At 40.5% G+C, this 13,241-nt stretch carries 11 protein-coding genes; 4 read left to right on the forward strand and 7 right to left on the reverse strand.

The genetic code is table 11. From position 1 onward, the window contains the following. Positions 1-229 precede the first annotated feature (229 nt). From JMN32_RS23140 to JMN32_RS23150, 3 genes are read right to left on the reverse strand one after another with little or no spacing between them, the layout of a single operon-like run. On the reverse strand, positions 230-1,486 hold the full coding sequence (locus tag JMN32_RS23140) for a DUF819 family protein (RefSeq protein WP_202858762.1): 1,257 nt from the start codon (positions 1,484-1,486) through the stop codon (positions 230-232). A gap of 51 nt (positions 1,487-1,537) precedes the next feature. Next, positions 1,538-2,176: an NUDIX hydrolase gene (locus JMN32_RS23145; protein WP_202858763.1), complete on the reverse strand. Its 639-nt coding sequence runs from the start codon at positions 2,174-2,176 to the stop codon at positions 1,538-1,540. Continuing rightward, the gene (locus JMN32_RS23150) at positions 2,173-3,240 is read right to left on the reverse strand and encodes a lipocalin family protein (protein WP_202858764.1); all 1,068 of its coding nucleotides are present in this window, start codon (positions 3,238-3,240) and stop codon (positions 2,173-2,175) included. Before JMN32_RS23150 ends, JMN32_RS23145 begins: the two co-directional genes overlap by 4 nt. An 83-nt stretch (positions 3,241-3,323) precedes the next feature. On the opposite strand from JMN32_RS23150, the gene JMN32_RS23155 reads away from it, so the two are divergent. From JMN32_RS23155 to JMN32_RS23165, 3 genes are all read left to right on the forward strand, one after another. Continuing rightward, a complete protein-coding gene (locus tag JMN32_RS23155; RefSeq protein ID WP_202858765.1) occupies positions 3,324-4,325 on the forward strand; it encodes a hypothetical protein in 1,002 nt (333 codons plus the stop codon). A 175-nt stretch (positions 4,326-4,500) separates the two neighbouring features. After that, positions 4,501-7,521: a SusC/RagA family TonB-linked outer membrane protein gene (locus JMN32_RS23160; RefSeq protein WP_202858766.1), complete on the forward strand. Its 3,021-nt coding sequence runs from the start codon at positions 4,501-4,503 to the stop codon at positions 7,519-7,521. A gap of 11 nt (positions 7,522-7,532) precedes the next feature. After that, positions 7,533-8,858: a RagB/SusD family nutrient uptake outer membrane protein gene (locus JMN32_RS23165; RefSeq protein ID WP_202858767.1), complete on the forward strand. Its 1,326-nt coding sequence runs from the start codon at positions 7,533-7,535 to the stop codon at positions 8,856-8,858. Between the two features lie 61 nt (positions 8,859-8,919). Here JMN32_RS23165 and JMN32_RS23170 read toward each other — a convergent pair whose 3' ends face one another. Next, positions 8,920-9,378, reverse strand: a complete 459-nt coding sequence (locus JMN32_RS23170) for a GNAT family N-acetyltransferase (protein WP_202858768.1) — start codon at positions 9,376-9,378, stop codon at positions 8,920-8,922. 102 nt (positions 9,379-9,480) lie between these two features. On the opposite strand from JMN32_RS23170, the gene JMN32_RS23175 reads away from it, so the two are divergent. Further along, positions 9,481-10,092: a phosphoribosyltransferase gene (locus JMN32_RS23175; protein WP_202858769.1), complete on the forward strand. Its 612-nt coding sequence runs from the start codon at positions 9,481-9,483 to the stop codon at positions 10,090-10,092. Positions 10,093-10,107: 15 nt separating this feature from the next. Here the strand turns inward: JMN32_RS23175 and JMN32_RS23180 are convergent, their stop codons facing one another. From JMN32_RS23180 to JMN32_RS23190, 3 genes are read right to left on the reverse strand one after another with little or no spacing between them, the layout of a single operon-like run. Continuing rightward, entirely contained in the window at positions 10,108-11,295 is a 1,188-nt protein-coding gene (locus JMN32_RS23180) for a hypothetical protein (protein ID WP_202858770.1), read from the reverse strand. Next, positions 11,295-11,993, reverse strand: coding sequence for an ABC transporter ATP-binding protein (locus tag JMN32_RS23185; RefSeq protein WP_202858771.1), 699 nt, complete (start codon positions 11,991-11,993; stop codon positions 11,295-11,297). Before JMN32_RS23185 ends, JMN32_RS23180 begins: the two co-directional genes overlap by 1 nt. A 29-nt stretch (positions 11,994-12,022) precedes the next feature. Further along, positions 12,023-13,240, reverse strand: a complete 1,218-nt coding sequence (locus tag JMN32_RS23190) for an ABC transporter permease (RefSeq protein ID WP_202858772.1) — start codon at positions 13,238-13,240, stop codon at positions 12,023-12,025. Position 13,241: the final 1 nt, after the last annotated feature.

Here is a 13,241-nt window from a genome sequence, read left to right on the forward strand (position 1 = left end):
ATAATTTTAAATAAAAATAATATGTTGGTATCCAGTAGCCAATGTGCATTTCTGAAGGTGAATTCTCCATTGCAAAAAATATACTTTCCTAAGTATTTAGGAATCCCGCAATTAATATTTCCGTGCATGAAGCCTTGAATCCGTTGATTGGGTAATGGATTTATTTCCTCAATCGCTAACTGAAATATAACCTAGGGGATAAATATTGGAGAAAACAAACTCAGTGTCTCTATTTAGACACTATCTGCATGAGTATACCACATAGCCAGGCGCCGTAAGTTCCCAGCGCATACCCTAATACGGCCAACAATACACCTACCGGAGCTAGAGCAGGGTGAAACGCTGCAGCCAAAACAGGTGCTGATGCAGCTCCCCCAATGTTGGCTTTGCTACCAACTGCCAAAAAGAAATAAGGAGCTTTGATAGCTTTGGCCACAATAATCAGTAACAGAACATGAATGATCATCCAAATAAGACCTACCAGAAAAAATCCGGGATTCTCAAGAATGGCTAGGACATCCATTTTCATACCTATTGTTGCCACAAGTATGAAAATAAATACTGTCCCTATTTTAGATGCTCCAGCTCCTTCTAACTCACGTAATTTAGTGAATGAAAATATCACTCCAATAGTGGTAGATATTACTACAATCCAGAAAAACTCAGCATCCAGACTAAAGTTTTTAAGATATGGAGCATGCTCTGCAATGTATGGAGCTACAATATCCGCGATGAAATGTGAAAACCCCGTTGCTCCAAAGCCAATAGCCAAAATAATCATTAAATCAGCCACTGATGGTATTTTAGCTATGCTTAGGCTATAAGCTTCCATTTTATTTTTCAAAGTAGTAATGGCTGAGCTGTCAGCCTTCAGAAAGTTATCGATATCATCAGCACGGCCTATTCCTAATAACAATGCTGTCATCCAAAGTTCTGCAACAATTACATCTACAGTAATACTCACGGAAAAGAGACTATCGGAAGGTTGAAATAATTCATACATTGCCGCCTGATTTGCGCCCCCACCTATCCAGCTCCCAGCTATCGTTGTCATACCACGCCAAACCGCATCAGGGCCAATACCTCCTACAAAATCCGGTTCTATAGCAGAGACCATGAGAATAGCTAAGGGCCCTCCTATAACCACACCGACCGTAGCTGTCAAAAACATGACCAGGGCTTTAGGCCCCAACCTTATAATTTCTTTTAAATCAACACTCAGTGTTAACAGCACCAAACATGCCGGCAAAAGATATCTGGAAGCAACAAAATAAAGCCTCGACTCTTCAGCATCCACCAGCCCAAAGGTGTTTAATAGTGATGGCAGGAAGTAGCAAAGGAGTATAGTAGGAATAACTTTATAAAATTTTTTCCATCCCGGACTTTGACTGGCAGCAGTTTTAAATACTATGGCCAGAATAGTCATTAAAATGCCAAAGATTACGGCATCATTAGTAAAGAGAGGCTCAAAGTTTTCGTCTTCCATAAAATCGATAGTTTTTTTAAGGAGGCCAAACTAATCGATAATTGTTAAGAATTACAAATTCATTTCTATTTCACGCATCAACATCACCAACTCGGAAAGCATCATTGCCGTGGCACCCCATACTACTCTGCCATCAATATCAAAGAATGGCGCATTTAACTTGTATTTTCCCCTTACCAATATATCCTTTCTCTTCAATGTAGCCTCACTGGTCAATAATGACAAAGGGACTTCTATAAGTGTTTCAACCTCATAGGGGTCGATATTAAACGTTGGGTATTCATCTACATAACCAACAATAGGTGACACCCTGAAGTTACTTGGTGGTATGTAAAGATCAGTAAGTCTGCCTATTACCTTAACATCAGATTGGCTCACCCCAATCTCTTCGTAAGTTTCTCTCAATGCTGTAAATTCCAGATTAGGGTCTCCTTCTTCCCACTTACCTCCCGGGAAACTTACCTGACCTCCATGCGTACCTCTATAATCATGGCGCTGAGTCAAAGGCAGGTATATTTCATTGTTTTTCGGATACAATAACACCATTACTCCTCCCAAACGAGCATCTCTCCTGTTGAGATCAAAACGGGCATCAGAACTCTCCTTGGGCATCATTATCCTCTGTGCCTCGGCCCCTGGCAATGGTTTACTCAACCTATCCTGTAAAAGGTTAACAAATTTGTATATCACTTTTTATTAAATGCGTCTCTATTAGTTAATTCAACATATGATTTTCCTGTAACCGGTTTACCATTCAGTTCTCCTGTCACCGAACACATACCTTCCCAATAATACAGTTTGTAAAAAGTAGTAAACCCAACTCCAAGCTCCTGATCAGGAATTCGGGCTTCAATGATAATATCGAGGTTCAGACTCAACACTTTTAGCCGCCACTTAACAGGGTAAATAGCTTTGGACCTACTGCTCTCCCAGTATCCCAGTTCTTCCAGTTCCATATCCTCCTCCTGCAACGTAAACGCATTACCCTCCTCATCATAATAACTTCCTCCAAACAATACCTTATTATCTCCAAAGTGATGAAGCCGGTAAAGCATAAGTTCGCTCGATGGATCTTCAAACTGCACTGATATCCAATCCCAGGCTACTTCCTTTTGCCATACCCCAACGCAATTCCACTGCCTATCGTACCACAGCTCCCCTGCTACTTCGATATTCTTTCCATCAATATTTAAATACCCCTTGGCACTAAGTCTTGGAAAGGAATAGTAGCCAGCCTTAGTATATTCTCCATAAGTTTCATACCCTGTGTTATTGTGAAGTAATACTGGCTTCAATGCTTCAGTACTCAATTCTACTTCCACAGGTTCTTTTTTCATATTAGCCTTAATATAGTACTTCCCCATTGAGCCTTCCAACTTATGCAACCTTCCCTTATCTTCAGCAACCAACCGCAACGGTAATTCCGGTTTAAGCAATGAATCCAACTTCAATATTTTGTAATCATAAACAAATTTGCCACTCTCCGGGACGGTAATAGCAAAGTTAGTCATCAGGTAGTCATTCTTATTTCTGGGATTAAAATGAAATATTACATACTCCAAGCCATATTCACGACCAGAGTTAACATCATCCAGATGTCCGGTAAAGTACCACCACTCCAACGAGTTTTTAAAGTGTAATGCTTCATCTTCAGGCAGATGTGCTTCTGCATTGTAAACATCGCTGCCGCTATAGGGAGTAAATTTGCATGAAACAAGTACAGGCAGGCATATCAAAATTAGTTTCCTCATCATCAGTTAAACATCAATAAAATTAAGATGTTTGTATAATAAAATTGGTAATTTGTAATTATTAAAGCAGCTAATCTTCTTTTTAAATGTCCATACGGATACTTCAGCTTGTCTTACTCTTATTCAGTGCAGCTCCGGTACTTGCTCAGGAGCCAATAGTAAACTGTACTGACTCCGTCTTTTGTATACCTGGTGTTGTAGGGCTGCCTCGCTCTAAAGGTATTGTCATAAAAAGAGAGATTGTGCGTGATTATAGTATCAAGTCCGAATCCAACGACGGTAACTCTTCTGCAGAGGTAAGGAGAAACCGTCGGTGGGAATTTAAGTTGAGAGCCCCCATCATTTTGAAAGATGGTTTCAAAATAGCCGCCGGAGTTAAATACTTTGTTGAGGAATTTAACTTTGACAGTCCTGAAAATCTTGACTACCCATTCTACAAAAACCTTGAGAATCGATCTTTAAAAAGCATAAGAGGAGAAATTTTCATGGTAAAACCGACTAGAACCAATAAGTACTATCTCCTCAGACTAAGCGGCGGCTTAAACGGTGACTATCAATCTGAGTCTTTTGCAAAGAATGACTTCTTCAAGTTTTCAATCTCCCCTCTGATTGGCTGGAAGAAAAATGATTACGTTTCATATGCCTTTGGTATCGCCTTTAGTTATGGTTTTGGTAAACGCTCTATTTACCCCCTCATCGCTTATAACAAATCCTTTAATAACCAGTGGGGGATAGAGTCCATACTACCTGCTGAGATAAAGCTAAGGTATAGCACGCTTAATCAAAAAAACTACTTCTACGCCAAAACCGAACTGCATGGTTCTAATTACAGTATTAGACTGGATGAAGATAAAAATGACCTGGTTTTTCTGGATAAATCCGAAGTAAGGTTTCTACTCACCTGGGAACGGGAAATACATGACTGGTTATGGTTTGGTATCGAAGGCGGACTGAGAAGCAATATCAGCTTTGATCTCTCCAACGATGCATCTATTAACTCCAAAGTTATAGTTGACAATCAGCTTAATTCTGCCCTCGTATACAACTTCAGTATTTTTGTAGTACCACCCAGAAAATTACTTCGATAGTAGCTTTCTCCATCTAAACTCATGCAAATCAGTGTATTTTCAGAATGAAATTTTAAAAACCACCCTAATTCTGGGATAAACCACTGAAAATTAACCCCTTTACAAGTTTATATTTCGACTTTTAATTTATATCTTAATCCTGCAATACTTATGTCGAACCTAAAAAATCAACACTATGAAGAAAAATTACTACTTTCTTCTGGCTGCTTGTTTGAGCTTAATGCTTTCTCAGGTTGTATACAGTCAGGAGATCACCGTCAATGGGAAAGTGACGGAAGCTAATAGCGGTGACCCTATTGCAGGTGTTAACGTTATTGTAAAAGGTACCACAAACGGTACGATAACCGACGGCGATGGAGAATATAGCCTCAAAGTTGATAACGGAACTCTTCTGGTATTTTCATTTATTGGCTACAAAAATAAAGAAGCTGCGGTTACCGGTTCAAGGTTAGATATTCAACTTGAAGAAGATATAACAAGCCTTGAAGAAGTTGTGATCAGTGGACTTGCCTCCAATATCAAGCGAAGTAACCTGGCCAACTCCGTGGCCTCCATCTCTGCTAAGGAGATCATAGGTACAACTACCCCTCAAACTGTAGACGGGGCGCTTTATGGTAAGTTTAAGGGAGCAAATATTGTATCAAACTCAGGAGCACCGGGAGGTGGTATAGCTGTAAAGCTTAGAGGTATCACTTCCATCACGGGTAGCTCACAGCCTCTCTTCATCGTGGATGGGGTTTATGTGGATAACTCATCCATTGCATCAGGGTTAAATGTTGTTTCTGCTGCGGCAGCCGGAGGTAGTTCTTCAAACCAAGATAACCCTTCTAACAGGATTGCAGACCTGTCGCCAGATGATATTGAGACTATCGAAATCCTAAAGGGTGCATCTGCAGCATCTATTTATGGATCACGATCTTCTGCGGGTGTTATTGTTATCACTACTAAAAAGGGAACGCCTGGGAAAACAAAAATACGTCTTGAACAAGCCGTAGGCCAGGCTTCTATCCTTAATCCTTTGGGCACAAGAACATTTACAGAACAAAGGATACGTAACACATACTTCGCTCCCGGCGACAATGAAACACCTCAGGAAACCGCCGAAAGAGAAGCCGCTGCAGCAGCAGAGGTGTTGAGATTCCAGAATGCAAGAGATGCCGGTCTCATTCATGATTACGAAGATGAGCTGTATGGAAACAAAGGCCTGTTGTTAAACACAGTACTTAGCGCATCGGGTGGTAATGATAATACCCGATATTACGGTTCATTCATCAGAAAAGATGAAGAAGGCATTGTAAAAAACACAGGGTATGAGAAAACTTCCATGAGGTTAAACTTCTCACATGACATCGTTAAAAATGTTAATGTGGCTCTCACCTCAAACTACATTTTATCTTCAGCTGATCGTGGATTCTTTAACAACGATAACTCTGGTACGACAATGGGTATATCGTATATCTCTACAAGACCATATACTCAGCTATTTGCAGATGAAAACGGCAACTACCCTAATAACCCTGATGCCCCCTCCAACTTCCTGCAAACCCGTGATCTCGTCACTAACCGTGAAGAGGTGCAAAGGTTTATAGGTAGTGCTAAACTGGAAGCTACGGTTTTCCAAACTGACAACATGCAACTAAAATTCATAGGCTTGGCTGGTTTGGATAGTTACACCCTTAAAACGACTGCCTTGTTCCCAAGAGAACTTCAGTTTCAGCAAGATAACAATGGTACAGGGGGTGCCTCCATTCAAGGTAGAACCGTGCTGGAAAACAGAAACCTGCAAGCTTTCCTTGTTCACAGCTTCTTCCCATCAAGCAAACTGAGCTTTATTACGCAGCTTGGTGTATTGAAGCTGGATTTTAACAGGAATACAACTTTGATCACGGCCACCCAGTTGATCGGTACACAATCTAACCTGGATCAAGCCAGTGCTATTAATGCTGAGCAAACTATTCAGCCTGAAGAGGATGCAGGTTTCTTTATTCAGGAAGAAGTTAATTTCTCTGACCAGTTCATAGCCACCATTGGTCTACGGGCTGATAAGTCATCTAACAATGGAGATGTAAACAAACTATTTTACTACCCTAAAGCTAACCTGGCCCTGAATCTACACGAATTTGGTTTTTGGGGAATTGATGCAGTTAATTCTTTAAAACTAAGAGCTGCTTACGGACAGGCAGGTAGATTTGCAACATTTGGATCAAAGTACACCGGATTTGGTAGTGTAATTATAGACGGACAGGCAGGTTCTTTGATTGGCGCTCAGTTAGGGAACCAGGAAGTTGAGCCTGAAAAGCAATCTGAAATCGAGGCAGGCTTTGATATAGGCGTGGTAAATAACAGAGTAATGTTTGACTTCACCTATTATAAAAAGAATGTAACGGACCTTCTGCTAAGTGCATTAGTACCTACATCAACAGGTTATACAACTCAAATCATCAACGGTGCCGAGCTTGAGAATCAGGGTATTGAAATGGGATTAAATGTGCTGGCAATTGATAAGCCGGATCTGAAGTATAATTCTTCTTTAAACTTCTGGTTTAACCGTTCTGAAGTTACAGAGCTAAGGGTTCCTGCATTCAATACAGGTGCATTTGGTGCTACTCTGGGTACACTGAGAGTGGAGGAAGGAAAAAGCGCTACGCAACTGGTAGGTATTGACCCTAACAACCCTGATGGTGTAACGAAATGGGGTGACGCTGAACCTGACTTCCAATTGTCATGGAATAACTTCATCACATGGAAAAACTTTGAGTTTTCATTTTTATGGCATTGGAAAGAAGGTGCTGAAAATGTGAACCTGTCTACACTTTTGACAGACCTTAATGGTACCAGCCCTGATTTTGATGATGGAGATCTTGACCCTTCAGGGCAGTTGCAAAATGGTCCTTACCGCCTTTCTCAGTTGGGTGTATCAGCAGAGCCATTCGTAGAAGATGCATCATACATCAGATTAAGGGAAGTGGGTGTTTACTACAACCTTGATGACGAATTACTTCTTAATATTTTCAATGGTGTATTTACTGGTATAAGAGTTGGTTTCTCTGGTTATAACCTGGTAAACTTCTTCGATTATAACAGTTACGACCCTGAAGTATCTAACTTTGGTGGCGACGGTCTCTCAACTGGTATTGAGGTTACTCCGTTCCCTTCTTCAAAAAGATATTTTTTCCACCTGGCTTTAGAACTTTAATTTGAATGAAAATGAAAAAAATATTTATATATAAAAATAAGTTAATCGCTCTTGCAATAGCCTGTATGCTTTTTGCTACTGGCTGCGAGATTGACGAACTGGATGACCCGAACAACCCTAGTGTTGACCTCATTGATGATGCAACATTAAGTGAGCTACAGAACCTGATCACCGGTGTAGAGGCTGGGATGAGAACCCGGCTAGGCACATATTATGACGATGTGGGCGTAATCGGCAGGGAGTTTTACAGATTCTCAGGTTCAGATCCAAGGTTTACTGCCGATCTCCTGGGAAAAGGTTCTTCAGAGCTTGATAATAACACTTTTTATATCACCGGGCCTTATGCAGAGAGATACCGTGTAATCAAAAACACCAATTTTCTTTTGGAAGCAATAGACAAAACTTCTGCAGTCATCAGTGATGCGCAAAAAAACTATATGCGAGGATATGCCAAAACAATTAAGGCTTATCAACTGCTGCTAAACCTGAACTTGCTTTACCAAAACGGTATACGAACGAATGTAAGCGACCCTGATAACCTCGGTCCTTTCAGGACTTTTGAACAATCGCTTGACGATATCGAAACCTTGCTTAATGAAGCTGCTACTGAGCTTGCAGGTAGTGAGGATGAGTTTATATTCAGCTTAAGTTCGGGATTTGCCGGCTTTGATGATCCTGCAGGTTTCTTACAGTTTAACAGGGCTATTGCCGCAAGAGTAGCTATATACCAAGAGGACTTTACCACTGCACTCAACTACATTGACGATTCATTTTACGATTTAACCGGAGACCTGAATGTTGGACCTCAGCATTTCTATTCAACAGCTGGTGGTGACTTAACCAATCCATTGTTTTTCCCTGCTAATGCCAGTGGAGAGACCAGGGTTGCACACCCTTCATTTGTAACCGATGCTTTACCTAATGATGACAGACTTAGCAAAGTTTCTGCAAGGGAATCTGCAGCATCATTGGATAACCTGAATAGTAACTATGACGTGATGGTATACCCTTCTCAGTCTGATAATATTTCAATTATCCGTAATGAAGAGCTCATTCTTATTTACGCTGAAGCGAATGCACGGCTTGGTAACACCGGTCCTGCGGTTACTGCAATAGATCAAATCAGGTCTTCTCACGGACTTGACCCTTACACTGGAGGAGTAGCAGAATCGGACCTTATCAACGAGATATTATTTCAAAAAAGATATTCTCTATTTGGTGAAGGTCATCGATGGATAGACATGAGGCGCTATAATAAACTGAATGAATTACCTATTGACAGAGAAGGTGATGATGTATGGACACAGTTCCCGGTACCAGTTACTGAGGCAGAATAGTTTTTCCTAATTCAAGTATGTAAAAAGGCCGTTCTCAAAAGGAACGGCCTTTTTACATACTCTATACTCGTTTGGACATTTTGATCAGTTGGTGACCTGCAACCTCATATACTTTCTCTTCTGCTTGTAAATAGCCAACGCTCTCATAAAACCTTTTTAAATAACTATGCGGATAGAGATCAAACTCTTTAACCCCATGACTTAATCCATGCTTTTCCAATTCGTTAATGATCAGTTTAGCATATCCTTTACCTCTAAAATCTGGCAGAACTGCAATTCTGGCTAATATTGCTTTGTTATCCTCAAATACCACCCTACCTGTGCCCGCCACTACTCCATCTACATAAAGCAACAGATTTGTTGCATCAGGATCCTTTCCATCATTATCCAGCTCCTCAGATATACCCTGCTCATCGGTAAACACAACCTTGCGGATCATATACACCTGCTTCATATGGTGCTCACCTAATGCTTGCTTTATTTCTATTTTTGCATTCATAGCTCCTCCTGACTGCATCATCAAATTAATAAATCTCCGGCTTTGATAAATATACCGAAACAAATGATTTTACGTCATTGTTTGTATAGATGAATGGTCTAAATCACACTGTCTTTCTGCACTATGTTCTATAATAGAGAAGATGCCGGGCAGCAGCTTGCCCATAGCCTAAAAAAATATCAGAATAAAAATGCCATAATCCTGGCTGTACCGCGTGGTGGTGTACCCATTGGAAAAGTGGTTGCTAAAACTCTAGGTCTTCCTTTGGATATCATTCTAACCAAAAAAATCGGGCACCCTGGAAATAAAGAATATGCTATTGGTGCAGTTGGCCTTGATGGTAGCTATTTTACAAAAGAAGTGGACATGATACCCGAAGTATATATTGAGCAGGAAGTAGAAAACGTAAGAGCCGCATTAAGGCACAGGTATGAGCAGTACATGCATAAAAAAACACCTTTGAACCTCCATAATAAAACTGTAATTATTGTTGATGATGGTATTGCAACCGGCAGTACTTTGCTGGCAACTATTAAAATAGCCAGAAAAAAAGGAGCATCAAGCGTAATTATTGCTGCACCTGTTGCTCCTCCACAAGCTATAAAAAAGCTAGCGGATGCTGCCGATGAAGTTGTATGCCTTGAAACCCACCCAGACTTTAATGCAGTGGGTCAATATTACAGACACTTTGACCAAGTGTCTGATGAAGAAGTCTCGGCAATGCTAAATGATTGATAGCATTCAAACTGGCTAGAAACTCCATTTAAGCCGTAAGTAATTCAAAAAACCAAGCTCATCATACTGCGATTCATCCGGACCAAAAAAGAACTGCCCAAAAAACAAAACATAAAGATTGTCTGAAAGCGAAATTTCAGCATTAGGACCAAGGAATACGCTACGCACCTCTGGGTTATAAATACTGGAAACCCCAGCCTTTACCAACGGGCTAACTTGGTATGAAATTTCATTAAACCAAGACCATTCCGTTGCAGTTAATGTTTTGGGCGTTCGTGACTCTGAAAAGAACCCTAAATCACCAGCCGCCTTATTGCCAAAACTGTTGTAAATAGCCTCTGAGTGTATAAAAAAGGAGTTTTTAAAAGTGTAATCAGAAGAAACTGTAATAACCACAGCCCTCTCCGATTCTGACTTGTGCTCGGGCTCCAACCAGGTAGCCTCCCCTTTGAAGCCAGCATCTTTTATTTGTCCTGACCACCCAACCCCTAAGGCCATGTCCTGTTCCACTTTTCCTGCTATAACCTGAAAATCATAGTCATACACATTCCAACGGTACATTGCGGTCATCTTAAACTTATCAAAGCTATCTGCAAATGAAGTAGCAAATTCAACCGAAGACGTAGTGCCTGTATAGTACCGCACTAAAACCGCATCTGACCCAGGCCTCTCCTCATAATCAAAGTCAAAAAATGAATAGGCATTGAAAATATCATTGGGATTCCATACAAAACACTGCCCCCAGTTAATCCGCTGCCTCCCTGCCCTTACCTGCCAGTTATCAACAGACCAGTCAAGATAAAGTCGATCCATGGTAGTGTGAATAAAATATGCCCCCCCTTCAACTACAATGGCAGAAAAATCAAAATAACCAACATCTCTATTAACAAGATCAGAATATTGTGGGTATGTTTCCACTGTTTCCCCATAAAACAATCGAGTTCGGGCTTCAGTAACAAATTTTAATGAAGGAGATAGAAACCATTTAAAATTCAATCTATTGTGAATGATATTATCTGTCGTCCAGTTCCCATCAACATCTTCAAACTGTACCGTCTGTAGAAATTTAAGGTATCCGTTGAGCGATGTCTTTGGCGGCCTGTAGCTATCATCCTGAGCATGTAGTATAGGCGGAATTAGCACCATCCAAAACAGTCCTAAGTAAAATTGCCATTTCACCTCTCCATATCCACGTGGCTTCATCAAATCACCTCCTGCTTTACAAGCTCAGGTTTTGCTATCTTTCCATCTTCAAGCATAATTATTCGTCTGGCTTTATCAATCACCCGCTGATCATGTGTTGAAAAAATAAATGTGATATTTTCTTCTCTATTCAACTTCAACATAATATCCAGAAGGTCACTTGTTGAATGAGAGTCTAAATTAGCCGTTGGCTCATCTGCAAGCACAAATTTTGGTTTTGATGCCAGGGCTCTGGCAACGGCCACACGTTGTTGCTGTCCTCCTGAAAGTTTTGTTGGATATACATTTAACTTATCTTCAAGCCCCACTTCCCGAAGTAAAGTAACTACACGCTCCTTTATCTTTTTCTTCGGCTGCTTCTGTAATTGCATTATAAATTCTGTATTCTCCCTAGCCGTCAAAACGGGGAGCAAGCTATAATCCTGAAAAACGAAACCAATATTCTGTAGCCTGAAATCTATTAACTGTCCTCTATCAAGTGTTGACAGATCAGTACCATCAATAATCACCTTTCCGCTGGTAGGCTGGTCCAGCCCCCCTATTATATTCAATAATGTTGTTTTCCCACAGCCTGACGGACCTACAATAGCAGTAAACTCACCTTGCTTAAACTCCAAATTAAGATCTGACAAGGCATGTACAGGTATGGTGTCCGGATTATAAGTTTTGTCAATGTTTATTAACTTAATAATGCTCATATTATCATTATTTAATTATATTGTTTTCATTAACCGTGTATAGCATCCACTGGATTAAGTTTCAAGGCTTTGAGTGCAGGGTATATGGACGACAGTAATGCAGTTACAACAACCATTGCCGCGATATTAAGATAGAAATGGGCTTCCAATTGCGGATATATCACATTGCCAAGTCCCCAGGATTCCAACCCTTCAGTAAAGCGTGACAGATTAATACCAGAGCTATTGGTTTTTCTCACCAGAAGCGCGCTCACCCCTAAACCAACAAAAGCACCTGTTAATGATAGAAATACCGTTTCCAGTACTATCATGGTAAATATCTTAAACCTATTCATGCCCACTGCCATAAGCACTCCTATCTCCTTTACTCTTTCAAAAATAGCCATCAACATGGTGTTGAGTATTCCAAAGGCCAAAGCGAGTAATATGATGATCAGGATAAGGAAGTTGATCTGCCAGGTTGCATCGTTGATATATGCCAGCTCCGGTTGAATTTCCCGCCAGCTTTGAATGTCCAGCTCCTGGTCATCAAATTTGGACTCAAAATTCTGAAGCAATTTTTCAACCTGACCGATTGACTTCATACGCAGGGCTATTTCATTAATAGTGCTACCAGCACCCAAAACACGCTCAAGATCCTGTTTTTTAACAAACACGTTACCTTCATCAAACAGGCTATGTGTAGTTTTAAAAATACCTCCTACCCTAAAGGCTGCACCTACAATTTGCCCATTAATATCCTGCAAAGTGATAATTACTTTGGAGCGCAACTTCAGTTTAAGTTTTTTAGCGGTTTTACTGCTGATCAGGATTTGGTTCTTTTTACCGGACTCAAAATAGTCACCCTCTCTTACAAATTGATAAATAGTACTTACTCTTCTCTCTTGTTCGGGGATAATTCCATTTAACTGCACCCCGGCATTAGATGTAGAAGTGGCAGCCATCCCGGTAGCTATTAGTCTTGTAGCAACTCCTTCTACGTCTTGTTGCTCTTGAATAGCCGAGAGTATATTTTCAGGCTGTTTTATATATAGCCGTATATCCTTATTCTTTTGAAACCCTCTTGCATGAATTTGCAGATGGGCCGTCTGGGTATCAATGGCTGTTCTTAGTTTTTGCTCCGACATACCATTATAAACCGCTACGGTAAAAACGCCGCCAACAAGACCTACTGTAATGGCCATAATAATAACAAAGCTTCGTAACTTATTTCTCCAGACATTTCTCCATGATATTGAAACGATCATT

Origin of the sequence: Fulvivirga marina (assembly GCF_016775155.1) — a bacterium.
Lineage (GTDB): Bacteria > Bacteroidota > Bacteroidia > Cytophagales > Cyclobacteriaceae > Fulvivirga > Fulvivirga marina.

Excerpts from the sequence above, each read along its gene's own strand:
- JMN32_RS23185 (WP_202858771.1), bottom strand. The coding sequence starts at position 11,993 with ATGAGCATTATTAAGTTAATAAACATTGACAAAACTTATAATCCGGAC.
- JMN32_RS23155 (WP_202858765.1), top strand. The coding sequence starts at position 3,324 with ATGTCCATACGGATACTTCAGCTTGTCTTACTCTTATTCAGTGCAGCT.
- JMN32_RS23190 (WP_202858772.1), bottom strand. The coding sequence starts at position 13,240 with ATGATCGTTTCAATATCATGGAGAAATGTCTGGAGAAATAAGTTACGA.
- JMN32_RS23180 (WP_202858770.1), bottom strand. The coding sequence starts at position 11,295 with ATGAAGCCACGTGGATATGGAGAGGTGAAATGGCAATTTTACTTAGGA.
- JMN32_RS23140 (WP_202858762.1), bottom strand. The coding sequence starts at position 1,486 with ATGGAAGACGAAAACTTTGAGCCTCTCTTTACTAATGATGCCGTAATC.
- JMN32_RS23170 (WP_202858768.1), bottom strand. The coding sequence starts at position 9,378 with ATGATGCAGTCAGGAGGAGCTATGAATGCAAAAATAGAAATAAAGCAA.
- JMN32_RS23175 (WP_202858769.1), top strand. The coding sequence starts at position 9,481 with ATGTTCTATAATAGAGAAGATGCCGGGCAGCAGCTTGCCCATAGCCTA.
- JMN32_RS23165 (WP_202858767.1), top strand. The coding sequence starts at position 7,533 with ATGAAAAAAATATTTATATATAAAAATAAGTTAATCGCTCTTGCAATA.
- JMN32_RS23160 (WP_202858766.1), top strand. The coding sequence starts at position 4,501 with ATGAAGAAAAATTACTACTTTCTTCTGGCTGCTTGTTTGAGCTTAATG.
- JMN32_RS23150 (WP_202858764.1), bottom strand. The coding sequence starts at position 3,240 with ATGATGAGGAAACTAATTTTGATATGCCTGCCTGTACTTGTTTCATGC.